Annotated in this window: 25 protein-coding genes and 1 tRNA gene; 8 read left to right on the top strand and 18 right to left on the bottom strand. The window is 66.7% G+C overall.

Annotated features, from left to right (window positions below):
* Nucleotides 1-11: 11 nt before the first annotated feature.
* The 10 genes from pheS to KY49_RS06085 all read right to left on the bottom strand — a co-directional run bounded on the left by pheS (nt 12) and on the right by KY49_RS06085 (nt 9537).
* The gene (pheS, locus tag KY49_RS06130; RefSeq protein WP_042583798.1) at nt 12-1025 is read right to left on the bottom strand and encodes a phenylalanine--tRNA ligase subunit alpha; all 1014 of its coding nucleotides are present in this window, start codon (nt 1023-1025) and stop codon (nt 12-14) included.
* A gap of 149 nt (nt 1026-1174) precedes the next feature.
* Nucleotides 1175-1534 carry a 50S ribosomal protein L20 gene (gene rplT / locus KY49_RS06125; RefSeq protein ID WP_004192938.1) on the bottom strand — a complete coding sequence of 120 codons (360 nt, stop codon included), beginning with the start codon at nt 1532-1534 and terminating at the stop codon, nt 1175-1177.
* A gap of 30 nt (nt 1535-1564) precedes the next feature.
* Nucleotides 1565-1762 (bottom strand): 50S ribosomal protein L35, encoded by a 198-nt coding sequence (gene rpmI / locus KY49_RS06120; protein ID WP_004191477.1) that lies wholly within the window; start codon nt 1760-1762, stop codon nt 1565-1567.
* Between the two features lie 190 nt (nt 1763-1952).
* Entirely contained in the window at nt 1953-2477 is a 525-nt protein-coding gene (gene infC, locus KY49_RS06115) for a translation initiation factor IF-3 (protein ID WP_071734130.1), read from the bottom strand.
* A 49-nt stretch (nt 2478-2526) separates the two neighbouring features.
* Nucleotides 2527-4434, bottom strand: coding sequence for a threonine--tRNA ligase (thrS, locus tag KY49_RS06110; protein ID WP_010092560.1), 1908 nt, complete (start codon nt 4432-4434; stop codon nt 2527-2529).
* A 267-nt stretch (nt 4435-4701) separates the two neighbouring features.
* Nucleotides 4702-4778: transfer RNA gene (locus KY49_RS06105), tRNA-Val, on the bottom strand.
* Between the two features lie 88 nt (nt 4779-4866).
* Nucleotides 4867-7104 carry a RelA/SpoT family protein gene (locus tag KY49_RS06100; protein ID WP_042584581.1) on the bottom strand — a complete coding sequence of 746 codons (2238 nt, stop codon included), beginning with the start codon at nt 7102-7104 and terminating at the stop codon, nt 4867-4869.
* A gap of 48 nt (nt 7105-7152) precedes the next feature.
* The gene (locus KY49_RS06095; protein WP_042583797.1) at nt 7153-7506 is read right to left on the bottom strand and encodes a RidA family protein; all 354 of its coding nucleotides are present in this window, start codon (nt 7504-7506) and stop codon (nt 7153-7155) included.
* 66 nt (nt 7507-7572) lie between these two features.
* On the bottom strand, nt 7573-8478 hold the full coding sequence (locus KY49_RS06090) for an alpha/beta fold hydrolase (protein ID WP_042583796.1): 906 nt from the start codon (nt 8476-8478) through the stop codon (nt 7573-7575).
* A 150-nt stretch (nt 8479-8628) separates the two neighbouring features.
* Nucleotides 8629-9537, bottom strand: a complete 909-nt coding sequence (locus KY49_RS06085) for a LysR family transcriptional regulator (RefSeq protein ID WP_042583795.1) — start codon at nt 9535-9537, stop codon at nt 8629-8631.
* 137 nt (nt 9538-9674) lie between these two features.
* On the opposite strand from KY49_RS06085, the gene KY49_RS06080 reads away from it, so the two are divergent.
* From KY49_RS06080 to KY49_RS06070, 3 genes are read left to right on the top strand one after another with little or no spacing between them, the layout of a single operon-like run.
* On the top strand, nt 9675-10220 hold the full coding sequence (locus KY49_RS06080; protein WP_042583794.1) for an ester cyclase: 546 nt from the start codon (nt 9675-9677) through the stop codon (nt 10218-10220).
* Between the two features lie 10 nt (nt 10221-10230).
* The gene (locus KY49_RS06075) at nt 10231-11244 is read left to right on the top strand and encodes a polysaccharide deacetylase family protein (protein WP_042583793.1); all 1014 of its coding nucleotides are present in this window, start codon (nt 10231-10233) and stop codon (nt 11242-11244) included.
* A gap of 32 nt (nt 11245-11276) precedes the next feature.
* A complete protein-coding gene (locus KY49_RS06070) occupies nt 11277-11993 on the top strand; it encodes an SDR family oxidoreductase (RefSeq protein ID WP_042583792.1) in 717 nt (238 codons plus the stop codon).
* Between the two features lie 101 nt (nt 11994-12094).
* Here KY49_RS06070 and KY49_RS06065 read toward each other — a convergent pair whose 3' ends face one another.
* Nucleotides 12095-12736 carry a CoA transferase subunit B gene (locus tag KY49_RS06065; RefSeq protein ID WP_042583791.1) on the bottom strand — a complete coding sequence of 214 codons (642 nt, stop codon included), beginning with the start codon at nt 12734-12736 and terminating at the stop codon, nt 12095-12097.
* A 1-nt stretch (nt 12737) separates the two neighbouring features.
* Nucleotides 12738-13442, bottom strand: a complete 705-nt coding sequence (locus tag KY49_RS06060) for a CoA transferase subunit A (RefSeq protein ID WP_042583790.1) — start codon at nt 13440-13442, stop codon at nt 12738-12740.
* Nucleotides 13443-13669: 227 nt separating this feature from the next.
* Between KY49_RS06060 and KY49_RS06055 the strand changes: the two genes are divergently transcribed.
* Nucleotides 13670-14215: a PAS and helix-turn-helix domain-containing protein gene (locus KY49_RS06055; RefSeq protein WP_042583789.1), complete on the top strand. Its 546-nt coding sequence runs from the start codon at nt 13670-13672 to the stop codon at nt 14213-14215.
* Between the two features lie 33 nt (nt 14216-14248).
* Here KY49_RS06055 and KY49_RS06050 read toward each other — a convergent pair whose 3' ends face one another.
* A complete protein-coding gene (locus KY49_RS06050) occupies nt 14249-14680 on the bottom strand; it encodes an acyl-CoA thioesterase (RefSeq protein WP_042584580.1) in 432 nt (143 codons plus the stop codon).
* 48 nt (nt 14681-14728) lie between these two features.
* Complete coding sequence (locus tag KY49_RS06045; protein ID WP_042583788.1) at nt 14729-15505, bottom strand: SDR family oxidoreductase; 777 nt, start codon at nt 15503-15505, stop codon at nt 14729-14731.
* Between the two features lie 177 nt (nt 15506-15682).
* Between KY49_RS06045 and KY49_RS06040 the strand changes: the two genes are divergently transcribed.
* A complete protein-coding gene (locus KY49_RS06040; RefSeq protein ID WP_042583787.1) occupies nt 15683-17356 on the top strand; it encodes an electron transfer flavoprotein-ubiquinone oxidoreductase in 1674 nt (557 codons plus the stop codon).
* Between the two features lie 129 nt (nt 17357-17485).
* Here the strand turns inward: KY49_RS06040 and aroC are convergent, their stop codons facing one another.
* From aroC to KY49_RS06025, 3 genes are all read right to left on the bottom strand, one after another.
* Nucleotides 17486-18586: a chorismate synthase gene (gene aroC / locus KY49_RS06035; RefSeq protein WP_042583786.1), complete on the bottom strand. Its 1101-nt coding sequence runs from the start codon at nt 18584-18586 to the stop codon at nt 17486-17488.
* Nucleotides 18587-18735: 149 nt separating this feature from the next.
* A complete protein-coding gene (locus tag KY49_RS06030; protein WP_042583785.1) occupies nt 18736-20670 on the bottom strand; it encodes an MFS transporter in 1935 nt (644 codons plus the stop codon).
* A gap of 143 nt (nt 20671-20813) precedes the next feature.
* On the bottom strand, nt 20814-21278 hold the full coding sequence (locus KY49_RS06025; protein WP_042583784.1) for a CBS domain-containing protein: 465 nt from the start codon (nt 21276-21278) through the stop codon (nt 20814-20816).
* Between the two features lie 148 nt (nt 21279-21426).
* Between KY49_RS06025 and KY49_RS06020 the strand changes: the two genes are divergently transcribed.
* On the top strand, nt 21427-21744 hold the full coding sequence (locus KY49_RS06020) for an Mpo1-like protein (RefSeq protein ID WP_042583783.1): 318 nt from the start codon (nt 21427-21429) through the stop codon (nt 21742-21744).
* A 7-nt stretch (nt 21745-21751) separates the two neighbouring features.
* On the opposite strand, the gene KY49_RS06015 is transcribed toward KY49_RS06020, so the two are convergent.
* The gene (locus tag KY49_RS06015) at nt 21752-23080 is read right to left on the bottom strand and encodes a YihY family inner membrane protein (RefSeq protein ID WP_042583782.1); all 1329 of its coding nucleotides are present in this window, start codon (nt 23078-23080) and stop codon (nt 21752-21754) included.
* Between the two features lie 149 nt (nt 23081-23229).
* Here KY49_RS06015 and wrbA point away from each other — a divergent pair, with 149 nt between their 5' ends.
* A complete protein-coding gene (gene wrbA / locus KY49_RS06010) occupies nt 23230-23844 on the top strand; it encodes an NAD(P)H:quinone oxidoreductase (RefSeq protein WP_042583781.1) in 615 nt (204 codons plus the stop codon).
* Nucleotides 23841-24242, top strand: a complete 402-nt coding sequence (locus tag KY49_RS06005) for a DUF2069 domain-containing protein (protein WP_042583780.1) — start codon at nt 23841-23843, stop codon at nt 24240-24242. Before wrbA ends, KY49_RS06005 begins: the two co-directional genes overlap by 4 nt.
* Nucleotides 24243-24256: the final 14 nt, after the last annotated feature.

Here is a 24256-nt window from a genome sequence, read left to right as displayed (position 1 = left end):
AGCGGCTCGCGTTACGCGAACTGGCGCAGGAAACGCAGGTCGTTCTCGAAGAACAGACGCAGGTCCTGCACGCCGTAGCGCAGCATCGTCAGGCGCTCGAGGCCGCTGCCGAATGCGAAGCCGATGTAGCGCTCGGGATCGAGGCCCATGTTGCGGATCACGGTCGGATGCACCTGCCCCGAGCCGGAGATCTCGAGCCACTTGCCGGCGTTCTTGCCGTGCTCGAACATCATGTCGATCTCGGCCGACGGTTCCGTGAACGGGAAATACGACGGACGGAAGCGCACGAGGATATCGTCGCGCTCGAAGAATTTCTTCAGGAAGTCGGTATAGACGCCCTTGAGGTCGGCGAAGCTGATGTTTTCGTCGATCCAAAGCCCCTCGACCTGATTGAACATCGGCGAGTGGGTCGCATCGCTGTCGACGCGATACGTGCGGCCCGGCGCGATCACCTTGATCGGCGGGCGGTTCATGCGCGCATAACGCACCTGCATCGGGCTCGTGTGCGTGCGCAGCAGCAGCGGACGGCCGTCGGCATCCTTGCCGTCGACGTAGAACGTATCCTGCATCGAACGCGCCGGATGGTTCTCCGGGCTGTTCAGCGACGTGAAGTTGAACCAGTCGGTCTCGATCTCGGGACCGTCGGCCACGTCGAAGCCGATCGTGCGGAAAATCTGTTCGACACGCTCCCACGTGCGCATCACGGGGTGCAGGCTGCCTGCACCGGCGCCGCGGCCCGGCAGCGTGACGTCGATCGACTCGGCGGCGAGGCGCTGGTTCAGCAGCGCGTCGGCCAGCGCCTGACGGCGCGCGTTCAGCGCGGCTTCGACCTGCTGCTTCGCGACGTTGATGCGTGCGCCTTCGGTCTTGCGTGCTTCGGGATCGAGCTTGCCGAGGCCCTTCAGCAACTCGGTCAGCGCACCCGACTTGCCGAGGAAGCGGGCTTTCTCGTTTTCGAGCGTGGTGATGTCGGCAGCCTGTTCGAAGGACTGCTGCGCGTCGGCGACAATCTGGTCCAGATCCATAGATCCCATCATTTCCAACGTCATTCGGTCTTGGCGAGCGAATTCGCTCCACCAAACAAAAAAGGGGCTCGGAAGAGCCCCGTTTTCGCTGCAGCGGCCGAGACTACCGGAACATCGCTGCAACTAACCACGCAGTGCTAATTTCGCAATTAGGCTGCAACGGCGGCTTTCACCTGCTTGACGATCGCAGCAAAAGCAGCCTTGTCGAACACCGCCATGTCGGCCAGCACCTTACGGTCGAGTTCGATCGACGCCTTCTTCAGGCCGTTGATGAACACGCTGTAGGTCATGTCGTGCTGGCGAACTGCCGCGTTGATACGCGTGATCCACAGTGCGCGGAACACACGCTTCTTGTTGCGGCGATCGCGGTACGCGTACTGGCCAGCGCGCATCACCGCCTGCTTGGCGATGCGGTAGACGTTATTGCGGCGGCCGCGATAACCCTTGGCCAGGTTGATGATCTTCTTGTGGCGGGCCCGTGCGGTTACCCCACGTTTGACTCGAGGCATGTTTCTCTCCTTAGAGTATCAGTTGAGGGGTTACGCGAACGGGAGCATCGCGCGGACGGAGTTCAGATCGGAATCATGAACTGCCGTGGCGCCGCGCAGGTGACGCTTGTTCTTCGTGGTTTTCTTGGTCAGGATGTGGCGCTTGAAGGCTTGACCGCGCTTGACGGTACCGCCCGGACGCACCACGAAGCGCTTTGCAGCGCTCTTCTTGGTCTTCATCTTAGGCATGACGAACAACTCCAGTTTATTAGATGGCGATGGGTGTGCGGTTGGCTTGCGCCCTTGACCCGCCCTTCGAAACCCAGTCCACTTGTGTACGGCGAACCGCTTGCGCAGCCGCCGTCATTGTTGGCGCGCCGCCCTGACCGGGCCACGCGCCGAACCACTTCCGAACCTGCGCGAGACGCGCGCGGGCCCGTTACTTCTTTTTCTTCGGCGAGAGCACCATGATCATCTGGCGCCCTTCCATCTTCGGCATCTGCTCGACCTGGCCGACTTCCTCGAGATCCGTGCGCAGACGCTCGAGCATCCGCATGCCGATCTCCTGGTGAGCCATTTCGCGGCCGCGGAAACGCAACGTGATCTTCGTCTTGTCGCCCTCTTCGAGGAAGCGCACGAGATTGCGGAGCTTGACGTTGTAATCCCCGTCATCGGTACCCGGGCGGAACTTGACTTCCTTGACCTGGATGACCTTCTGCTTCAGCTTCGCTTCGTGCTGCTTCTTGGACTCCTGATACTTGAACTTGCCGTAATCCATCAGGCGGCAGACCGGGGGAACCGCTTGAGGCGCGATTTCCACCAGGTCAACATCCAGCTCTTCCGATTTACGGAAAGCATCAGCGAGTTTTACGATACCGAGCGGTTCGTTCTCGATCCCGACCAGACGCACTTCCGGCGCAGTGATTTCACCGTTGATGCGATGCGACGACTTATCAGTAGCGATGTTACGTTTCCTCTAAAAATTAAAAAAACGAGCCGCGCTGCCAGGGCGGTTACTTGAACGAGCGCAGGTCTTCCTGCAAACGCTCAACGAAGGCTTCGACCGGCATCACGCCAAGATCGACGCCGCCACGGGCACGCACGGCTACCGTTTGCGCATCACGCTCCTTGTCGCCCACGACGAGCAGATAAGGCACCTTTTCCAGCGTGTGCTCGCGTATTTTATAGCTAATCTTCTCGTTGCGCAAATCGGCCGCCGCCCTAACCCCTTGTTTTTGCAACGTTTGGGCCAAAGATTGCGCATATTCGGCCTGACTTTCGGCGATATTGAGCACAATTGCCTGGAACGGCGCGAGCCAGACCGGCATTGCACCAGCGTGGTGCTCGATCAGGATGCCGAGGAAACGCTCCATCGAGCCGACGATCGCCCGGTGCAGCATCACCGGCCGGCGGCGGCTGTTGTCTTCGGCGACGTACTCGGCGCCAAGGCGCTCAGGCAGCACCATGTCGAGCTGCAGCGTACCGCACTGCCACGATCGGCCGAGCGCATCCTTGATGTGGTACTCGATCTTCGGGCCGTAGAACGCACCTTCGCCTGGCAGCTCTTCCCACGCGAGGCCGCAGGCCGTCAGCGCATCGCGCAGGCCCTGCTCGGCGCGATCCCACGTCTCGTCCGTGCCCGCGCGCTGGTCAGGGCGCAGCGACAGCTTGATGTCGATGTGATCGAAGCCGAAATCCTTGTACACGCTCATCGCAAGCGTGTTGAACGCGATCGATTCCGAGATGAACTGATCTTCGGTACAGAAGATGTGCGCATCGTCCTGCACGAAGCCACGCACGCGCATCAGGCCGTGCAGCGCGCCCGACGCCTCGTTGCGGTGGCACGAGCCGAATTCGGCGTAGCGCAGCGGCAGGTCGCGGTACGAACGCAGGCCGTGCTTGAACACCTGGACGTGCCCCGGGCAGTTCATCGGCTTGATCGCGTAGTCGCGCTTCTCCGACTCTGTCGTGAACATGTTCTCGCGGTAGTTCTGCCAGTGGCCGGACGCCTCCCACAGCGAGCGATCCATGATCATCGGCGTCTTGATCTCGAGGTAGCCGGCCTCGTTCACGCGGCGGCGCATGTACTGCTCGACCTGCTGCCATAGCGCCCAGCCCTTCGGGTGCCAGAACACCATGCCCGGCGACTCTTCCTGCATGTGGAACAGGTCGAGCTGCTTGCCGAGCTTGCGGTGGTCGCGCTTTTCCGCTTCCTCGAGCATGTGCAGGTACTGGTCCTGGTCTTCCTTCTTCGTCCAGGCCGTACCGTAGATGCGCTGCAGCTGCTCGTTCTTCGAGTCGCCGCGCCAGTACGCGCCCGCGACCTTCATCAGCTTGAAGACCTTCAGCTTGCCCGTCGACGGCACGTGCGGGCCGCGGCACAGGTCCGTGAAGCCGCCGTGCGAATACAGCTTGATCTCGTCGCTTTGCGGAATCGACTCGATGATCTCGGCCTTGTACTTCTCGCCGATGCTGCGGAAGTACCCCGCCGCCTCGTCGCGCGACACGACGCGGCGCGTCACCGGCTCGTCCTTCTTCGCGATCTCCTGCATGCGCTTTTCGATCTTTTCCAGATCTTCCGGCGTGAACGGCCGGTGGTACGAGAAGTCGTAGTAGAAGCCGTTGTCGATCACCGGCCCGATCGTCACCTGCGCGTCCGGATACAGCTCCTTGACCGCATAGGCGAGCAAGTGCGCCGTCGAGTGGCGAATGATGTCGAGACCGTCGGCATCCTTGTCCGTGACGATCGCGAGCGACGCGTCGCGGTCGATCACCGCGGACGTATCCACGAGCTCGCCGTCGAGCTTGCCGCCGAGCGCAGCCTTTGCGAGACCGGGACCAATCGAGGCCGCCACTTCGGCGACCGTCACCGGATGCTCGTATTGTCGAACTGAGCCGTCAGGCAAGCGTATCGAAACCATAGCAATCTCCGTGATGCCGTCAGTGGGCGGCAGACCAAGCACGCGATGAAAGTCACGCGCGGAATTTTCGCGACAAAAAAAATGCGGCCCCGCTTTCGAGGGGCCGCATTCGATACTTCACTCAAACCGCAAGGGCGAAAACGTTCCTCGACTAGCGTCGCTCCGAAGTAGTTTCGGTCAACGTTCGCGGTGTCATAACCGTATTCGCCTTGTACGCGTTGAGTTTTTACTGCTTCGAACACCCGGAAACCGGATGCTCCTGTTCGTTGGTAGGCTCGATTGGACTCGAACCAACGACCCCCACCATGTCAAGGTGGTGCTCTAACCAGCTGAGCTACGAGCCTGAAGAAGCTGAGATTATATGGAGCTGTAATTCATTTGGCAAGCATTTTTATGCAACCGCAGCAAAATAATGCCGATCCGGCCCCGGCCTCACGCCTTCCGGCCGGCCCGGACGACGCCCTGCACCTCGCCGAGCAGCGTGCACGCGCGCTGCACCTGCGCCGAGTTCGAGATCTCCACCGTGAACTGCATGAATGCCGCATTGCGGCGAGTCTGCGTCTTCACGCCGACGACGTTGAGCTTCTCGCGCGCGAACACTTCGGAGATGTCGCGCAGCAGCCCCTGCCGGTCGGTCGCCTCGATCATCAGGTCGACCGGATAGACCGACGCGCCGCGGCCGCCCAGCACGTCGGCGGACCAGGTGGTCTGCAGCACGCGCTCCGGCGCACGCTCCGCCATCCGGCGGAACGTCGCGCAATCGCTGCGATGGATCGACATCCCCTTGCCGCGCGTGACGAAGCCGCTGATCGGATCGGGCGGCGCGGGCCGGCAGCAGCGCGCGAGCTGCGTCAGCAGCGCATCGACGCCGACCACCAGCACGCCGGTCGACGCGCCGTGCGCGACGCTCGCGCCGCTGCTGCGCTTCTCGAAATCGGCAGGCGCCTCTGGCGCGGGCTCGGGCGGCGGCGCATCGGACAGCGCCTGCTCGACGTTGCGCAGGCTGAACTCCTCCTTGCCGACGACCGAGAACAGCTCTTCGGGCGTCTTGAAACCGAGCTTCGCCGCCAGGTTGTCGAGATTGACCGAAGTCCTGCCTTCGCGCTGCAGCGTCTTTTCGACGAGCGCGCGGCCGTGCGCGATGTTCTCTTCGTGCTCGATTGCGTTGAACCACGCGCGCACCTTCTGCCGCGCGCGCGGGCTCTTCAGGTAGCCGAGCTGCGAATTCAGCCAGTCGCGCGACGGCCCGCCCTCCTTCACCGCGACGATCTCGACCGTCTGGCCGTTCGCGAGCGGCGTGTTGAGCGGCACCATCGCGCCGTCGACGCGCGCGCCGCGACAGCGGTGGCCCAGCTCGCTGTGCAGGTGATACGCGAAATCCACCGGCGTCGCGCCCTGCGGCAGCGCGATCACGCGCGCCTGCGGCGTCAGCACGTAGATGTGGTCGTCGTCGAGCGTCGTCTCGCGCAGCTGCGCCCACGCCTTGCCGCCGGCCGCGCCCCCGCCGTCCTCGACGTCGTCCTTCCACGCGAGCAGCTGGCGCAGCCAGGCGATCTTCTCGTCGTATTTGTCGCTCGCGGAGAACTGGCCGCCGTAGCCGCGCGCGCCAGCCTCCTTGTAGCGCCAGTGCGCGGCGACGCCGTATTCCGCGAAGTTGTGCATCTCGTGCGTGCGGATCTGCACTTCGAACGCGCGCCCGTCGTCGCCGATCACGACCGTGTGCAGCGATTTGTAGCCGTTCGGCTTCGGACGCGAGATGTAGTCGTCGAACTCCTTCGGCACCGGCTGCCACAGGTGATGCACGATGCCGAGCACCGTGTAGCAATCCTTGATGTCCGGCACGATCACGCGGAACGCGCGCACGTCGTACAGCTCGGAGAAGTCGAGCTCCTTGCCGCGCATCTTGCGCCAGATGCTGTAGATGTGCTTCGGCCGGCCGCTCACCTCCGCCTGGATGTGCGCGGCCGCCAGCTCGCGCTGCAGACGCCCGATCGCCTCCGCGACATACGCCTCGCGCTCGACGCGCTTCTCGTCGAGCAGTTTCGCGATCCGCTTGTACGTGACCGGATCCTCGAAGCGGAACGCCAGATCCTCCAGCTCCCATTTCAGCTGCCAGATGCCGAGGCGGTTCGCGAGCGGCGCGTAGATCTCGAGCGTTTCGCGCGCGACGTCCGGCGGCGGCGCGACCTTCGCCGCCGCGTAGTAGCGCAGCGACTGCAGCCGCGACGCGAGCCGGATCAGCACCACGCGGATGTCCTGCGCAAACGCGAGCAGCATCTTGCGCAGCGCCTCGATCTGCGCGCGACGCTCGACCGCGGCGTCGCGTCCGGCCTCCGGCGCCGCGTTCTGGGCGACACGCAGGCTGACCGTGCCGAGCCGCAGCAGCTTGCGCACGTCGGACACGAGGCGTGCGACTTCGTCGCCGAACCGCGCGGCAAGCTCGCGCTCCGGATCGTTCAGGTGCGGCGTCAGCGCAAACAGCGCCGCCGCCTGCACTGCGGGCGGATCGACGTTCAACTTGCCCATGATCGACGCCGTGCCGGCCGCGTGGTCGGCGAGCAGCTCGCCCGACGACAGGCGCGCGTCGCCCGCATGCTCGCGCACGAACGCGAGCACGTCATCGAACGACGGCGACGCGGCGGAGGAAGCGGAAACGGTATCGACAGTCATCATGCAGCCCGGTGAAGCATGGTCGTCAGCGACGACGCTCGGTTCAGGTCAGCTCCGCTGCGCAGCAACGACGACGATTTCGACGAGCAGCGCGGGATCCGCGAGCTTCGCCTCGACGGTGGCGCGCGGCGGCGTGTTGCCCGGCGCGACCCATGCGTCCCACTCTTCGTTCATGCCCGCGAAGTTCGCCAGATCGGAGATATAGATCTGCACCGACAGCAGATGCGCCTTGTCGCTGTTCGCCTCCGCGAGCAGGCGGTCGATGTGGCCAAGCACTTCGCGCGTCTGGCCCTTGATGTCCTGGGTCGTGTCTTCGGCGATCTGGCCGGCAAGGTACACGGTGCCGTTGTGAATCGCGATCTCGGAAAGACGGGCGCCGACGTGGTGACGAGTAACTGCCATGGAATGTTCCGCTTGAATGAATGGATGAATCACCCGGCAGCGCGGCCCGCGCCGCCGAACCGCATATTATGACGCGGATGCGCCCTCTTCGAGGAAAAACCCGCGCGCGAGCGCGATCTGGTCCGCGCTCATGAACGCCGGCGCATGACCGACGCCGGCAATTTCCGCGTGCGACACATGCCGGCCGCGCCGCGTCATTTCCGCGACCGTCTCGCGCGACAGCAAGTCGGACGCCGCGCCACGCACGACGAGCAGCGTCGCGTCCGTCGTTTCGACCGCGCGCCACAGCGCGGCCTCGCCGAGCGCGGCCAGCTCGGGCGTCGTCGCCTTGAACGGCTCCGCGATCCGCGGGTCGTAGCGGATCGTCCAACCACCTTCGGGCAGCTCGCGCAGCAGCGGTGCGTTGATCTCGCGCCATTCGTCGCCGGTGAGCGCGCCGAACGGCAGCGACAGCGACGTCAGGTAATCGATGCCTTCCTGCTCGGTCGCGAAGCGCGGCTGCACGCCGAGGTATTCGCCGATGCGCGTGAGCGAATCCGGCTCGATCCGCGGGCCGACGTCGTTGACGATCATCCGCCGCACCGGCGAGCCCGGCAGCCCCGCGAGCGCGAGACCGATCAGGCCGCCCATCGACGTGCCGAACCAGTCGACCGATTCGACGTCGAGGCGCGCGATCAGCGTAACCATGTCGGCCACGTATTGCGGAATCGCGTAGAGCCGCGGATCCGCGAGCCAGTCCGAGCGGCCGCGTCCGACGACGTCCGGGCACACGACGCGATACGTATCGGCAAGCGCCGCGGCGAGCCGGTCGAAATCGCGCCCCGAGCGGGTCAGCCCGTGCACGCAGACCAGCACGCGCGGATTGGCGGGATCGCCCCATTCGGTGTACGCGACGTGGTGAAGGCCGGCAGCGCTCGCGCACTGCACGCGCCGCTGGCGAGGTACCAATGGGTTCGCTGAAATCGTTGGCATAGTTGGCATCCTGTCGAACGGGCACTGTGCAGCGGCGCGAACGGCGCGCAGCCCGGTGCGATCGATTGTAGACCGCTTCCGCTCACGGAGCCGTCTCGACGCCGGGCGGGCGCCGCCGCATCGTGCGCGCACGCGTGCCCCTGCAACGCATCAGCCGTCGCCCCAGCACCACTCGGCCTGCAACCGCTCCCGCACGAAATCGACGAACGCGCGCACGCGCATCGCAAGATGCCGCCCGCCCGGATACACGGCGTGCAACGGCGCGGCCGGCGCCGCGTACGCAGGCAGTACGCGGACGAGCCGGCCCGCCTCGAGATCGGGCCCGACGTCCCAGATCGACTTCAGCGCGATGCCTGCGCCCGCCAGCGCCAGCGTGCGCGCCGCGCCGCCGTCGTTCGTCAGCAGCGCGGCCGTCACCTCGACCTCGAGCGCGCCGCCGTCGCCGTTGAACCGCCATTCGGCGCGCGGCTGCTCGCCCATCACGATGCAGCGATGCCGGCACAGTTCGCCCGGATGCGCCGGCTCGCCGTGCTCGGCAACGTACGCAGGCGCTGCGCACAGCACGCGGCGGTTCGGCGCGAGCTCGCGCGCGATCATCGACGAGTCGGCCAGGCTGCCGATCCGCACGGCGACGTCGATCTCGTGCGCGAGCAGGTCGACGACCGAATCGGTCAGCATCAGCTGCACCGTCACCTGCGGATGCCGCCGCTGAAATTCAGCGACGAGCGGCGCAAGCCGCAGGCGGCCGAGCTCGCCCGGCGCCGTCACGCGCAGCAGGCCGCTCACCGTGCCGCGCCGATCCTGCATCAGCACTTCGGCCTGCTCGATTTCGGCCAGGATGCGCAGCACCTGCGCGTGGAACTGCGCGCCTTCGTCGGTCAGCGTCTGCTGCCGCGTCGTGCGGTGCAGCAGGCGCACGCCGAGCCGCGACTCGAGGTGCGCGAGCCGCTTGCTGACCACCGACAGCGACAGGTCGAGTTCTCGCGCGGCCGCCGACAGGCTGCCCGCCGACACGATGCGCGCGAAGGTTTCGAGCGCCGGCAGGTCGTCGATCAGCACCGCTTCCCTCGCATGTCGCTCACCTTTCCAATTTTCGAATAATCCATTCGCGATCAGCCCGTATTTACGTCAAAAACGGAAACTTACCATGTACATCACGCGTTGACCCGACGCCTCTTCACGAACAGGAGAATCCGATGTCCGCCCTTTTCCGCCCGACCGTCCGCCTGCTCGCCGCCGCGCTGGTCGCGGCCGCGCTGCCGCCCACGGCTGCGCAAGCCGAGGAACTCGTCACACCGCGCGACCTGACGGTCGCCGCCGGCCAGTCCGCCGCGCAGGCAAGCGCGCAGGTTCTCGCCGCGCGCCGCTACGGCACGTTCTGGAACACCGGCGACGCAGCGCTCGCCCGCGCGGCGCTCGCCCCCGATTTCACCGACCGCACGCTGCCTGCCGGACGCGCCCAGGGGCTGCCGGGCCCGCTCGCCGCCTCCCGCACGATGCGCGCGGCGGTGCCGGACCTGCGTTGCGAGATCGAGCAGATGATCGTGGCCGGCGATCGCGTCGTCGTTCACCTGCATTTTCGCGGGCACTTCACGGGGACCTTCGACGGCACCGCCGGGCACGGCCAGCCGGTCGACTTCATCGCGACCGACATCTACCGGATCGCGGACGGCCGCATCGCCGACAACTGGCACATCGAGGACAACCTGACGCTGATGCGCCAGCTTGGCCTCGCCAACTGAGGATGCCGCGATGACGCCCATCGATCCCTCCATGCGCCCCGGACGACGCACGTTTCTCGCACAGGCAGGCGCCGGCGCGGGACTGGCCGCCGGCCTCGCGCTCGGCGCGGCCGCCACGACGGCCGGCGCCGCGACCGCCGGCACGGCCCCTGCCGCGCCGCACGGCGCGGGACCGTCCTGGCCCGACGGCATCCGCCTCGTGATCTCGATCTCGATGCAGTTCGAAGCGGGCGGCCAGCCGCCCAAGGGCGCGGACAGCCCGTTTCCGCCCGTCGCGTTCCCGCCGTCCGTGCCCGCCGACCTCGCGTCCGGCACCTGGTTCGCGTACGGCTACCGCGAAGGCATCCCGCGCCTGCTCGACTTGTGGGACCGGCACGACGTCAAGGTCACGTCGCACATGATCGGCGAGGCGGTCCGGCATCGCCCGGAGCTGGCCCGCGAGATCGTCGCGCGCGGTCACGAGGCCTCGGCGCACGGGCCGAGCTGGCGCTCGCAATTCGCGATGAGCCGCGACGACGAACGGCGCTTCCTGCTCGACGCCCGCGACATGGTGGAAGCCGCGACCGGCCAGCGGCCGATCGGCTACAACTGCAACTGGCTGCGGCGCGGCCCGAACACGCTGTCGCTGCTGCAGGAACTCGGCTACGTCTATCACATCGACGACGTCAGCCGCGACGAGCCGTTCATCGAGGCGGTCAACGGACGCGACTTCGTGGTCGTGCCGTACACGCTGCGCAACAACGACATCCTGCTGATCGAGGGCCGCAATTATTCGCCGTCGATGTTCGTCGAACAGATCAAGCTCGATTTCGACCAGTTGTACGCGGAAGCCGGGCAACGGCGCCGGCTGATGTCGATCAGCGCGCACGACCGGATCAGCGGCACGCCGCAGATGGTGCGCGCGTGGGACGCGTTCCTGCGCTACGCACGGTCGCATCCGGGCGTGGCCTTCATGCGCAAGGACGACATCGCGCGCTACGCGCTGAGCAGCCCGTCGACGCTGCGCGAAACCGAAACGATCTGAGCGACCGCCCTTTCTCATCCGAACCGACCATCATGAACGATTCACTCAATGGCAGGACAGTCCTCGTCGTCGGCGGCAGCTCCGGCATCGGCGCCGCCGCCGCGCAAGCCTTCGCGCAACGCGGCGCGACCGTGACGATCGCGTCGCGCGACCCGCACAAGGCGACCGTCGTCGCGGCTTCGCCCGGCAGCCCGGTGCGCCGCGAAACGCTGGACGTCACCGATACCGCGGCCGTCGACGCGTTCTGCGCGCGGGCCGGCCAGTTCGACCACGTCGTGATCTCCGCCGCCCGGACGGCCTCCGGCCCGGTCCGGTCGCTGCCGTTCGACGACGCGCAAGCCGCGATGAACAGCAAGTTCTGGGGCGCGTATCGCGTCGCACGCGCGATCGACGTCGCGCCGGGCGGCTCGCTGACTTTCGTGTCGGGTTTCCTTAGCGCAAGGCCGAGCGCGTCGTCCGTGCTGCAGGGCGCGATCAACGCGGCGCTCGAGGCGCTCGCCCGCGGCCTCGCGCTCGAACTGGCGCCGGTGCGCGTGAATACCGTGTCGCCGGGCCTGATCGCGACGCCGCTGTGGGACAAGCTCGCCCCCGACGCGCGCGACGCACTGTTCGCGAACGCCGCGCAACGCCTGCCCGCCCGCCGCGTCGGCCAGCCCGAGGACGTCGCGAACGCGATCGTCTATCTGGCGACGACGCCCTACGCAACCGGCTCGACCGTGCTGGTCGACGGCGGCGGCACGATTGCGTGACGCGCGCCGCGGCCGGTGGGCCGCTCATTCGCGGCGCCCGAATGACAAGCGCCCCGCATTCCGTCGGGAATGCGGGGCGCCGAAGGGTGCGGCGGACGCGCTTACGCGACCGCGCTCACGTCGAGCGGTGCGCCGGTCTTCGCCTGGATCTCGTCGACGCTGACACCGTTGGCGAGCTCGATCACCTTGAGGCCAGCCGGCGTCACTTCGATCACGCCGAGATCGGTGATGATCAGGTCGACCACGCCGACGCCCGTCAGCGGCAGGGTGCACTCCTCGAGGATCTTGTGCTGGTCGCCCTTCGCGACGTGCTCCATCAGCACGACGACGCGCTTCACGCCGGCGACGAGATCCATCGCGCCGCCCATCCCCTTGATCATCTTGCCGGGGATCATCCAGTTCGCGAGGTCGCCCTGCTTGCTGACCTGCATCGCGCCGAGGATCGCGAGGTTGATGTGGCCGCCGCGGATCATCGCGAACGAATCGGCGGACGAGAAGATCGACGAGCCCGGCAGCGTCGTGACGGTCTGCTTGCCGGCGTTGATCAGGTCGGCGTCGACTTCGTCCTCGGTCGGCGACGGGCCGATGCCGAGCAGGCCGTTCTCCGACTGCAGCCAGACTTCGACGCCTTCCGGCACGTGGTTCGCGACGAGCGTCGGCAGGCCGATGCCGAGGTTCACGTAGAAGCCGTCCTGCAGTTCCTGCGCCGCGCGCGCGGCCATCTGGTCACGATTCCAAGCCATGTCAGTCTCCTTTCGCGCGCACGACGCGTTGTTCGATGCGTTTCTCGGGCGTCGCGTTCAGCACGAGCCGCTGCACGAAAATCCCCGGCGTGTGGATCTGGTCGGGATCGAGCTCGCCGTTCTCGACGATCTCCTCGACCTCGGCGACGGTGATCCGGCCCGCCATCGCGCACATCGGATTGAAGTTGCGCGCCGTGCGGCGATAGATCAGGTTGCCCGACTTGTCGGCCTTCCACGCCTTCACGAGCGCGACGTCGGCCGTCAGCGACGGCTCGAGCACGTAGTGGCGGTCGCCGAACTGGCGCGTTTCCTTGCCTTCCGCGATCACGGTGCCGTAGCCGGTATTGGTGAAGAACGCTGGGATGCCGGCGCCGCCCGCGCGCAGCTTCTCGGCGAGCGTGCCCTGCGGCGTGAATTCCAGCTCCAGCTCGCCCGCCAGGTACTGGCGCTCGAATTCCTTGTTCTCGCCGACATACGACGAGATCATCTTCCTGATCTGGCGCGTTTCGAGCAGCAGGCCGAGACCGAAGCCGTCGACGCCCGCGTTGTTGCTGATGCAGGTGATGCCCTTGACGCCCGAATCGCGCAACGCGCCGATCAGCGCCTCGGGAATGCCGCACAGGCCGAAGCCGCCCACCGCGAAGGTCTGTCCGTCGTGGACGATCCCTTCCAGCGCGGCCGCCGCGCTTGGATAGACTTTATTCATCTGTATGTCCCTTCCTCTATGGAAACCAGCGAAACCGGGTTCGCGCGCCGGCGTGGCTCGCGGGCCCGCCGCATCATTCTATGCATGCGCGGCAACACCTGCCGCGACGACGCGCTTCTTCTTGTGCCGCGGCAAGCGCCGCGAGATGCCTGAAAGGGTACGATGCGGCGCGGATGCGGCACAATACGCAAAAATACATAAGCATTTGCCATCGCTCGCCCGCTTCCATGCCCGCCCTCGACTACCAGACCGCCTTCCATCTCGCGCCGATCGGCCTCGTCATGTCGCGCGACCGCGTGATCGAGGATTGCAACGACGCGGTCGCGGCGATCTTCCGCTGCGCGCGCGCCGACCTGATCGGGAAATCGTACGAGGTGCTCTACCCGTCGCCGGACGAATTCCAGCGGATCGGCGAGCGCATTTCGCGGGTGATGGTCGTGAACGGCAGCTATGCGGACGACCGGATCATGAAGCGCGCCGATGGCGAGCTGTTCTGGTGCCACGTGACGGGCCGCGCGCTCGATCGCACCGCGCCGCTCGCGGCCGGCGTCTGGACGTTCGAGGACCTGAGCGCGACCCGTCCGGTGGCCGTCGCGCTGACGCCGCGAGAGCGCGAGATCGCCGCACAGCTCGCGACCGGCAAGACGAGCAAGCAGATCGGCCGGGTGCTCGACATCAGCTCGCGCACGGTCGACATCTATCGCGCGCGGCTGATGCGCAAGTACGGGACGGGGAATACGGCCGAGCTGCTGCAGCGTCTGCTCGGCCATTGAGCGGCGCGACGCAACGGCGGTCGCGCCCGGACTTCAGCCGATCCTGGCGGCGAGCGCGCGCTCGATCGTGTCGCGCAGCAGTTGCGGCAGCGGCACCGACTTGCCGAGCGCATAGTCGACCCACACGCAGCGCGCGGCGCCGCGCGCGTAGACGTGGTGCGGATCATCGGCGCGGGTCAGCTCGAAGCCGGTGTCGAAGCTGCTGCGCCCCGGCTTCGCGGCCGACATCTTCGCGATCACGTCGCCCGGGTAATGCAACTGCTTGAGGAATTCCATCGACGCGGTCACGATGACCGGCCCCTGCGTTTCGCCGTTGCCGCCGGCGACGCCGAGCGTCTCGAACCAGGAAATCCGCGCCTGCTCCATGTAGCGGAAATAGACCGTGTTGTTCACGTGTCCGAACGCGTCCATGTCGCCCCAGCGGATCGGCATCGACATCTCGAAAACAGGAGAGTAATCGCTCATTGCAGTCATCTTTGTTGCTGAGTGTTGCTGTTGCTGTGAATCGTCCGGTCACGCGAGGCCGAAGCCGTCGTCGGCGGAGATGATCGAGCCGTTGATGAACTGCGACTCGTCGGCCGCGAGCAGCAGCAGCAGCCCGTCAAGGTCCTGCGGCTTGCCGACGCGCCGGCGCGGCAGCATCGACTGCAGCTTCTGGCCCTGCTCGGTTTCCCACAGGTAGTGATTGATTTCCGTATCGATATAGCCCGGGCAGATCGCGTTGACGTTGATGCCGTGACGCCCCCATTCGAGCGCCATCGCGCGCGTCATGTGCACGACCGCGGCCTTGCTCATCGCGTACAGGCCGATCTGCGAGAACACGCGCAGGCCGGCCACCGATGCGATGTTGATGATCCGGTAAGGCGGCTTGCCGTTGCCGTTGGTGCGCATCATCATCCGCTTCGCGACTTCCTGCGCGACGAAAAACGCGCCGCGCGTGTTCGTGTCGAACACGAACTCGAATTCGCTGGGTGTCACGTCGACGAGCTTCTGCATCGTCGACACACCCGAATTGTTGACGAGGATATCGATGGTGCCGGCTTCCGTTTCGGCATGCGCGACGGCTGCCTTGATGCTCTGGACATCGGTGACGTCGAGCGACACCACGTGCGCCGCGCCGCCCGCCGCCTCGATCTCCGCGCGCAGCTCCTTGAGCCGCTCGACGCGCCGGCTCGCGAGCACGACCTTCGCGCCCGCCTGCGACAGCACCTGTGCAAAGCGCTGGCCGAGCCCGCTCGAAGCGCCCGTTACCAGCGCGACCTTGCCTTCCAGATTGATCGACCGACCCATTGCGCACCCCTTTCGATGTCGTTTCTCCGCCGCGGACGGCCAGACGCCATGCGGCGTTACCCTAGCACAAAAATAGAACGATCGTGCTAATCTATCCCCCTGCTGTTGCGGCAAGCGTTTCGTTTCGCAGACAATACGCTCCCGAATAAAAGCATTCTAACGGTTAGAGGAACGCCAATGACCCCCGCAAGCCTCATCGAGCAATACGGCCCGCGCGAATCGATGGAATACGACGTCGTGATCGTCGGCGGCGGCCCTGCCGGGCTGTCCGCGGCGATCCGGCTCAAGCAGCTCGCCGCTGAAAAAGGCGCCGAGATCGGCGTCTGCGTGCTCGAGAAGGGCTCGGAAATCGGCGCGCACATCCTGTCGGGCGCGGTGATGGACCCGCGCGCGATCAGCGAGCTGTTCCCCGACTGGAAGGAACGGGGCGCGCCGCTCACCGTCGAGGTGACCGAGGACCGCTTCCTGTTCCTGTCCGAGAAGAGCGCGATCACCACGCCGAACTGGGCGCTGCCGGACAACTTCAAGAACCACGGCAACTACGTGATTTCGCTCGGCAACGTCACGCGCTGGCTGGGCCAGCAGGCGGAGGCGCTGGGCGTCGAGATCTTCCCGGGCTTCCCGGCCGCCGAGATCCTGTACAACGACGACGGCTCCGTGAAAGGCGTCGCCACCGGCAACATGGGCATCGGCAAGGACGACGAGCCGACCGAGAACTTCCAGCTCGGCATGGAGCTGCACGCGAAGTACACGCTGTTCGCCGAAGGCTGCCGCGGCCATCTCGGCCGCCAGTTGATCGCGAAGTTCAAGCTGGACGCGAACGCCGATCCGCAGGCGTACGGGATCGGCATCAAGGAGCTGTGGGAAATCGATCCGGCCAAGCACAAGCCGGGCCTCGTGATCCACACGGCCGGCTGGCCGCTGAAGTCCGACACCTACGGCGGCTCGTTCCTGTACCACATGGACAATAACCAGGTCGTGGTCGGCTTCGTGGTCGGCCTCGGCTACACGAACCCGTACCTGTCGCCGTTCGAGGAATTCCAGCGCTACAAGACGCATCCGTCGATCCGCGCGTTCCTCGAAGGCGGCAAGCGCGTGTCGTACGGCGCGCGCGCGATCACCGCGGGCGGGCTGATGTCGCTGCCGAAGACGGTGTTCCCGGGCGGCGCGCTGATCGGCGACGACGCGGGCTTCCTGAACGCGTCGCGGATCAAGGGCAGCCACGCGGCGATCAAGACCGGGATGCTGGCGGCCGACGCTGCGTTCGATGCGGTGCAGGCCGGCCGTCAGGCGGACGAACTGAATGCGTATCCGGACGCCTTCAAGCAGTCGTGGCTGTACACCGAGCTGTATCGCGCGCGCAACTTCAAGCAGTGGATGGCGAAGGGGCTGTACCTCGGCACGCTGATGGTCGGCCTCGAGCAGAAGGTGATGGGCGGCAACGTGCCGTGGACGCTGCATCACAAGCATGCGGACCACGAGATGCTGAAGCCGGCGTCGCAGTGCGAGCCGATCGAGTATCCGAAGCCGGACGGCAAGCTGACGTTCGACCGGCTGTCGTCGGTGTTCATCTCGAACACGAACCACGAGGAGAACCAGCCGGCGCACCTGACGCTGAAGGATGCGAACGTGCCGGTGAACGTGAACCTGCGCACGTACGCGGGGCCGGAGGCGCGGTTCTGCCCGGCGGCAGTGTACGAGTTCGTGAAGAACGACGACGGCAGCGATCGGCTCGTGATCAACGCGCAGAACTGCGTGCACTGCAAGACCTGCGACATCAAGGACCCGACGCAGAACATCGTGTGGGTCACGCCCGAAGGCGGCGGCGGGCCGAACTACCCGAACATGTGACGCGCCGGAAAGCGCCGCCTCGAGCGGCGTTTTTTTCGCCGCTCAAACGAAACGGGGTGCTGCTCAACGCAGCACCCCGTTTTACATGGATTCGACGGCCGGCCTTCTGCGCAGCGGCCCCGAGTCGTATCAGGTCGCGCTGCCGGCGATCTTCGGCGTTTGCGTTTCGACGTCGCCGCATTGCGCGCGATGGCGCAGCGCATGATCGATCAGCACCAGCGCGAGCATCGATTCCGCGATCGGCGTCGCACGGATGCCGACGCACGGATCATGACGCCCGAACGTTTCCACCATCGCGGGCTCGCCTGCCTTCGTGATCGACCGGCGCGGCGTACGGATGCTCGACGTCGGCTTGATCGCGATCGACACCGTAATGTCCTGCCCAGTCGAGATGCCGCCGAGCACGCCGCCCGCATGATTGCCGACGAAGCCGTCCGGCGTCAGCTCGTCGCCGTGTACGGAACCACGCTGCGCGACGCTCTCGAAACCCGCGCCGATTTCGACGCCCTTCACCGCGTTGATGCTCATCATCGCCTTCGCGATGTCCGCGTCGAGACGGTCGAACACCGGCTCGCCCCAGCCGACCGGCACGCCGGATGCGACGACGTCGATGCGCGCGCCGATCGAGTCGCCGTCCTTGCGCAGCGCATCCATGTACGCCTCGAGCTGCGGCACGACGTCGGCGTTCGGCGCGAAGAACGGGTTCTCGCTCACGTGCGACCAGTCGACGAACGGCACGTCGATCTCGCCGAGCGCGCTCATGCAGCCGCGCACCTCGACGCCGAACCGCTCGCGCAGCCACTTCTTCGCGACCGCGCCCGCGCCGACGATCGGCGCGGTCAGCCGGGCGGACGAGCGGCCGCCGCCGCGATAGTCGCGGATTCCGTATTTCTGCCAGTACGTGTAGTCGGCATGCCCTGGCCGGAACGTCTCGACGATGTTGCCGTAGTCCTTGCTGCGCTGGTCGGTGTTGCGGATCAGGAGCGCGATCGGCGCGCCGGTCGTGACGCCTTCGAAGACGCCCGACAGGATCTCGACCTCGTCGGCCTCCTGCCGCTGCGTGACATGCCGCGACGTGCCCGGCTTGCGGCGGTCGAGCTCCTGCTGGACGTCGGCCTCGGTCAGCCCCATGCCCGGCGGGCAGCCGTCGATCACGCAGCCGATCGCGGGACCGTGCGACTCGCCGAAGGTCGTGACAGTGAAAAGCGTGCCGAGAGTATTGCCGGACATGGTGGAACCGCCCAAAGAGAGATAGGCAAGCGGTTTGTCGAAATATAGACAGACCTATATCTTGCCAGTCGTGAAATATAGAAAGACCTACATTATGCCAGCCGTCCCGGCGGCGCGGGCCGCGCGATGCGGCCCCGCCCTGCCCGCCGCTACTTGCGCGCGCCGCGCAATTCGGCCACCGCGGCCTGCAGCGCCTCCGGCGTCGCGAGCGCCGCCGGCATCGGCTCGCCGACCGCCAGCGTCAGCCGGCTCATCACGCCGCGCTTCACGGGCCGCGGCCAGCGCGCATCCGCGTGCCGCGAGAACACGCTGCCCCACAGGCCGCGCAGCGCCATCGGAATCACCGGCGCCTGCGTACGGCGGAGGATCTCCGTCACGCCGTGATGGAACGTGTTGATGTCGCCCGTCTTCGTCAGCTTGCCCTCGGGGAAGATGCATACGAGTTCCCCTTCCTGCAGCGCGGCCACGCACGCGTCGTACGCGCGCGCGAGCATCTCGGGATCCTCGTGGCGCGGCGCGATCGGGATCGCCTTCGCGTGCCGGAACACCCAGCTCGCGAACGGCGTCCTGAAGATCCGGTGATCCATCACGAAGCGGATCGGACGCGGGCTCGCTGCCGCGAGCACCAGCGCGTCGACATAGCTGACGTGATTGCAGACGAGCACCGCCGCCCCTTCCTCAGGAATCCGCTCCGCATGCACGAGCCGGATCCGGTAGAACGTATGCACGAGCACCCACGCGACGAAGCGCAGCAGGAATTCGGGCACGAGCAGGTAGATGTAGGCCGCGACCGCGACGTTGAGCAGCGCGGTGACGAGGAAGATGCCCGGGATGCTGACGCCCGCCTTGGTCAGCGCCATCGCCATCACCGCCGACACGATCATGAACAGCGCGTTGAGGATGTTGTTCGCGGCGATGATCCGCGCGCGGTGCGTCGGCGCGCTGCGGCTCTGGATCAGCGCGTACAGCGGCACGCTGTAGAAGCCGCCGAACATCGCGAGCAGGAACAGGTCGGCGAGGATGCGCCAGTGGCGCGCGCCGGCCAGGAATTCGCCGACCGACAGCAGGTGCCCGGGCGCGGGCAGCGCGTGGCTCGCGAAATACAGCTCGATCGCGAACGCGCTGATGCCGATCGAGCCGAGCGGCACGAGGCCGATCTCGACGCGCCGCTGCGACAGCCGCTCGCACAGCAGCGAGCCGATGCCGATGCCGACCGAGAACGTCGCGAGCAGGATCGTGACGACGTCGGGGCTCGCGGACAACACGTCCTTCGCGAAATTGAAGAACGACGTGAGGAACGTCGCGCCGACGAACCACAGCCACGAGATGCCGAGCAGGCTCAGGAACACGGTGCGGTTCTGGCGCGCGAGCCCGAGGTTGCGCCACGTTTCGCTGACCGGGTTCCAGTTGATCGCGAGATCGGGCTGCGGCGCGGGCGTCGGCGGCACCCGCTGCGCGACGATGCGCCCCGCGAGCGCGATCGCGACGCAGCTCACCGCGAGCACGAGCTCGCCGCGGCCGGCCAGCCCCGCGGCCGCGCCGCCGATGATCGTGCCGATCAGGATCGCGATGAAGGTGCCCATCTCGACGAGGCCGTTGCCGCCGACCAGCTCATGCTCGCCCAGGTGCTGCGGCAGGTACGAATACTTGACGGGCCCGAACAGCGTCGAGTGCATCCCCATCATGAACGTGCACAGGTACAGCAGCGCCGCGCCGTGCGTGACGAAGCCGGCGGCGCCGACGAGCATCAGCACGATCTCGAAGGACTTCACGAAGCGCGTGAGGCGCGCCTTGTCGTACTTGTCGGCGATCTGCCCGGACGTCGCCGAGAACAGCACGAACGGCAGGATGAAGATCGCGGAGATCAGGAACGCGGCGGTCTTCGCGTCGACGCCGGAAAACCGCGCGGTGTGATAGGTGACGAGCGACGTGAAGCCGATCTTGAAGACGTTGTCGTTCAGCGCGCCGAGAAACTGGGTCGTGAAGAACGGCGCGAAGCGGCGTTCGCGCAGCAGGTCGAACTGGGAGGCGTGCGCGCGCCGTTCGCTCCGGCGCTCTGACGAGACTGACGTGTGATCGCTCATGTGGAATATGCGCGCGTCGTCTCGGCGAAGCTGCGCGGGCCCTGGTTATCGGAGGAGAGGCAGCGCCGCAGGCGCAGGCCTGGCCCGCGCCGCCGCGCTGGAAGGATGCACCCGCGCCGGACGGGGCGGCACGGGCGCGGCGTTCAGCCGGCGACCGGCTTGTGGGCTTCGGATTCCGGCTCCGGCCAGTCGCGGATGTACGCCTTCAGCATCCGGTTCTCGAAGCTCTGCGCCTCGACGACCGTCTTCGCGACGTCGTAGAACGAAATGACGCCCATCAGCACCTTCTTGTCGAGCACCGGCATGTAGCGCGCGTGGCGCTCGAGCATCATCCGGCGCACTTCGTTGACGTCCGTTTCGGGCGTGCAGGTGAGCGGCTCGTCCATCACCTTGCGGACCTGGACCTCGCCGATCGCGCCGCCGTTTTCGCGCAGGCGCAGAATGATCTCGCGGAACGTCAGCATCCCGACGAGATCGCCGTACTCCATCACGACGAGCGAACCGATGTCGTGTTCGGCCATCGTATCAACCGCTTCGCGCAGCGGCGTATCGGGCGTCACCGTGAACAGCGTGTTGCCCTTGACTTTCAGAATATCGCTGACGCGCATCGTAGTCCCCTCATGCATATATGCAAAACCGGCTTTCGATCCTATCGGAAAGCCTGTCAAAAGGAAAGCGGAGGCCAGCCGGCACGCTTGCGGCCGCCCGCCGCTCGCCGCACAATGGCTTCATGGACAGCGGCCCGAGGAGACGGCCATGGCGCATTCGCAAACTGAGCATTTCGCCAGCTTCGCTGATTTCTACCCGTACTACCTGAACGAACACCAGAACCTGACGTCGCGGCGCCTGCACTTCATCGGCTCGCTCGGCGTGATCGGCTGCGTCGCGATGGCGATCGCGACTGGCGACTGGCTTTGGCTGCCGGCCGCCGTCGTGTGCGGCTATGCGTTCGCGTGGGTCGGGCACTTCTTCTTCGAGAAGAACCGCCCCGCCACCTTCCGCCACCCGATCTACAGCCTGATGGGCGACTGGGTGATGTTCAGGGACATCTGCACCGGCAAGATCCCGCTGTGACGGTGGCTCACGCGGTGCGGGGCGGCCGCGCGTGCGGGTCCGCGCTCCCCGGCGCGGGCGCGATCGCCGCGGCGGCCGGATGCGCGTCCGCGTGCCGGTGTGCGGCGATCAGCGACGCGAGCGACACGTCGAAGCGGTCGCTCGACAGCACCGCGAGCAAGGCCGCGCCGTCGACATGGGTGCGGCGCCGCTGCAGCTGGTAGGTCAGCTCGGTCCGGTCGATCACCAGCACGTCGAACAGTTGCGCGAGCGTCAGTTGCTCGGGGTTCGCGAGCAGCACGTAACGCTGCGCGCCGTCGCCGCCTTCCAGCCGCGCCACCCACTCGCGCTCCTCCAGCAGCGCCAGCAAGCGTTGCGCGGTCTCGATGTCGCAGCGCAACATTGCCGCGAGCCGCAGCGCCGAATAGCCGGGCTTGCCAGCCGCGCGCGCCTGCCCGAGCCGCGCAAGCAGTTCCAGCGCATCGAGCAGGTCGCTGCCCGGATAGTGGATGCGGTGGAACTGACCGACGCGGATCGCCGGCAACGCCGACGTCACCATCCCGCCGAGCAGCGCGATGAACCAGCTCAGGTACACCCACAGCAGGAACACCGGCAGCGCGGCGAACGCACCGTACACCGCGGTGTAGGTCGGAATCCGCCTCACGTAGTACCCGAAGCCGCGCTTCGCAAGCTCGAACGCGATCGCGGCGAACAACCCGCCGATTACCGCGTCGCGCCACGCGACCGTGCAATTGGGCAGATAAACGTAAAGAAGCGTGAACGCGAGCACCGTCAGCGGCAGCGACGCGAACGTCAGCAGCCATTCGACGACCGACGTCGTCGGCGCCGCGCCGGTGAACGCGAGCGACTGCGTGAACAGGTACGACGAGATCGACAGGCTCACGCCGAACAGCAGCGGCCCGAGCGTGATCAGCGCCCAGTACGCGAGCACCCGCTGCGCGAACGGCCGCGGCTTGCGCACCCGCCAGATCAGGTTGAACGCGGATTCGATCGTCATCATCGTCATCACGGACGTGACGACGAGCACGATCAGGCCCGCCGTGGTCAGGCCCTTCGCCTTCGACGCGAACTGGTTCAGGTACTTGAAGATCTGGACGTTGAACTGCGCCGGCATCAGGTGATCGGCGAGGAACCCCTGCAGCGAGATCTGGAACGACGCGAACATCGGGAACGCGGTAAACAGCGCGAACGCCACCGTCACGAGCGGCACGAGCGCCAGCATCGTCGTGAACGTGAGGCTGCCCGCCACCTGCGGGATGCGGTCCTCGGCGCTGCGTTTCGCGGCGAAGCGCGCGAGGCGCTTGATGGTGTCGAGATCGACGCTCAACTTCGGCAAACGGTTTCCTCCTTCGACGTCCGCTGCGCCGTACGGCGCGCACCGTCGCTTCGCACGACGGCTTCAGCCCCTATAATAGCCGCTCAATCCGGCAGGGGCGGTTCGCGCACGGCGCGCACAGGCGCCGCCGCGAGAACGCCCCTTTGCCCATGAAAGACATCCTCGTGCTTTATTACAGCCGTCACGGCGCGACGCGCGATCTCGCGCTCGCGATTGCGCACGGCATCGACAGCGTGCCGGGCATGCAGGCGCGCATCCGCACCGTGCCGCCCGTGTCGGCCGTATGCGAGGCGACCGCGCCCGAGATCCCGGACGACGGCCCGCCGTACGCCGAACTGCGCGATCTCGAGGAATGCGCGGGCCTCGCGCTCGGCTCGCCGACCCGCTTCGGCAACATGGCCGCGTCGCTCAAGTATTTCCTCGACGGCACGACGCCGCAATGGCTGTCCGGCGCGCTGACCGGCAAGCCCGCGTGCGTGTTCACGTCGACCGGCAGCCTGCACGGCGGCCAGGAATCGACGCTGCTGTCGATGATGCTGCCGCTGCTCCATCACGGGATGATGATCGTCGGCATCCCGTACACCGAATCCGCGCTCAGCACGACGCAGACGGGTGGCACGCCGTACGGCGCGTCGCACGTGTCGCGGCACGAGCGCGCCGCGCCCGGCGGGCTGTCCGCCGACGAAAAGGCGCTGGCCGCCGCGCTCGGCGCCCGGCTGGCCCGCACGGCCAGCGCCCTCGCCGACGCGCGGGCCGCCGCATGAACCCGCCCGAATCCGCCGCCCGCCCCGCTCAGGCCGCCCGGCCGTGCCATGCGCTGGCCGCCGCCGCGTGCCTCGTCGCGCTGATCGCGCTGTCGCTCGCGTGGGAGCTGCGGCTCGCACCGCTGCGGCCCGGCGGGTCCGCGCTGATGCTCAAGGCGGTGCCGCTCGCGCTCGCGCTGCCCGGCGTCTGGCGGCGTAACATCTATACGATGCAATGGGCGAGCATGCTGATCCTCGTCTATTTCGCCGAAGGCGTCGTGCGCGGCATGTCGGATCGCGGCCTGTCCGCGACGCTCGGCTGGTGCGAGACCGCGCTCGCCGTCGGCTTCTTCGCGGCGGCGCTTGCGTACGTCGCGCCGTTCAAACGCGCAGCGAAAAAATCGCGCGCCGCGCCCTGATCCATACGCGACCG

This window comes from Burkholderia sp. MSHR3999 (assembly GCF_000833595.1).
Taxonomy (GTDB): domain Bacteria; phylum Pseudomonadota; class Gammaproteobacteria; order Burkholderiales; family Burkholderiaceae; genus Burkholderia; species Burkholderia ubonensis.
This window is presented reverse-complemented; position numbering and strand designations above follow the sequence as displayed.

Bases quoted from the DNA above. Each gene is read 5' to 3' on its own strand.
- KY49_RS06025 (WP_042583784.1), bottom strand. From the start codon at position 21,278: ATGCGCGTCAGCGATATTCTGAAAGTCAAGGGCAACACGCTGTTCACG.
- KY49_RS06095 (WP_042583797.1), bottom strand. From the start codon at position 7,506: ATGGCAGTTACTCGTCACCACGTCGGCGCCCGTCTTTCCGAGATCGCG.
- KY49_RS06030 (WP_042583785.1), bottom strand. From the start codon at position 20,670: ATGAGCGATCACACGTCAGTCTCGTCAGAGCGCCGGAGCGAACGGCGC.
- KY49_RS06090 (WP_042583796.1), bottom strand. From the start codon at position 8,478: ATGCCAACGATTTCAGCGAACCCATTGGTACCTCGCCAGCGGCGCGTG.
- KY49_RS06020 (WP_042583783.1), top strand. From the start codon at position 21,427: ATGGCGCATTCGCAAACTGAGCATTTCGCCAGCTTCGCTGATTTCTAC.
- KY49_RS06050 (WP_042584580.1), bottom strand. From the start codon at position 14,680: ATGAGCGATTACTCTCCTGTTTTCGAGATGTCGATGCCGATCCGCTGG.
- KY49_RS06060 (WP_042583790.1), bottom strand. From the start codon at position 13,442: ATGAATAAAGTCTATCCAAGCGCGGCGGCCGCGCTGGAAGGGATCGTC.
- wrbA (WP_042583781.1), top strand. From the start codon at position 23,230: ATGAAAGACATCCTCGTGCTTTATTACAGCCGTCACGGCGCGACGCGC.
- rpmI (WP_004191477.1), bottom strand. From the start codon at position 1,762: ATGCCTAAGATGAAGACCAAGAAGAGCGCTGCAAAGCGCTTCGTGGTG.
- rplT (WP_004192938.1), bottom strand. From the start codon at position 1,534: ATGCCTCGAGTCAAACGTGGGGTAACCGCACGGGCCCGCCACAAGAAG.
- KY49_RS06075 (WP_042583793.1), top strand. From the start codon at position 10,231: ATGACGCCCATCGATCCCTCCATGCGCCCCGGACGACGCACGTTTCTC.
- KY49_RS06045 (WP_042583788.1), bottom strand. From the start codon at position 15,505: ATGGGTCGGTCGATCAATCTGGAAGGCAAGGTCGCGCTGGTAACGGGC.
- KY49_RS06065 (WP_042583791.1), bottom strand. From the start codon at position 12,736: ATGGCTTGGAATCGTGACCAGATGGCCGCGCGCGCGGCGCAGGAACTG.
- KY49_RS06100 (WP_042584581.1), bottom strand. From the start codon at position 7,104: ATGACTGTCGATACCGTTTCCGCTTCCTCCGCCGCGTCGCCGTCGTTC.
- KY49_RS06070 (WP_042583792.1), top strand. From the start codon at position 11,277: ATGAACGATTCACTCAATGGCAGGACAGTCCTCGTCGTCGGCGGCAGC.
- KY49_RS06055 (WP_042583789.1), top strand. From the start codon at position 13,670: ATGCCCGCCCTCGACTACCAGACCGCCTTCCATCTCGCGCCGATCGGC.
- KY49_RS06005 (WP_042583780.1), top strand. From the start codon at position 23,841: ATGAACCCGCCCGAATCCGCCGCCCGCCCCGCTCAGGCCGCCCGGCCG.
- aroC (WP_042583786.1), bottom strand. From the start codon at position 18,586: ATGTCCGGCAATACTCTCGGCACGCTTTTCACTGTCACGACCTTCGGC.
- KY49_RS06080 (WP_042583794.1), top strand. From the start codon at position 9,675: ATGTCCGCCCTTTTCCGCCCGACCGTCCGCCTGCTCGCCGCCGCGCTG.
- KY49_RS06040 (WP_042583787.1), top strand. From the start codon at position 15,683: ATGACCCCCGCAAGCCTCATCGAGCAATACGGCCCGCGCGAATCGATG.
- pheS (WP_042583798.1), bottom strand. From the start codon at position 1,025: ATGGATCTGGACCAGATTGTCGCCGACGCGCAGCAGTCCTTCGAACAG.
- thrS (WP_010092560.1), bottom strand. From the start codon at position 4,434: ATGGTTTCGATACGCTTGCCTGACGGCTCAGTTCGACAATACGAGCAT.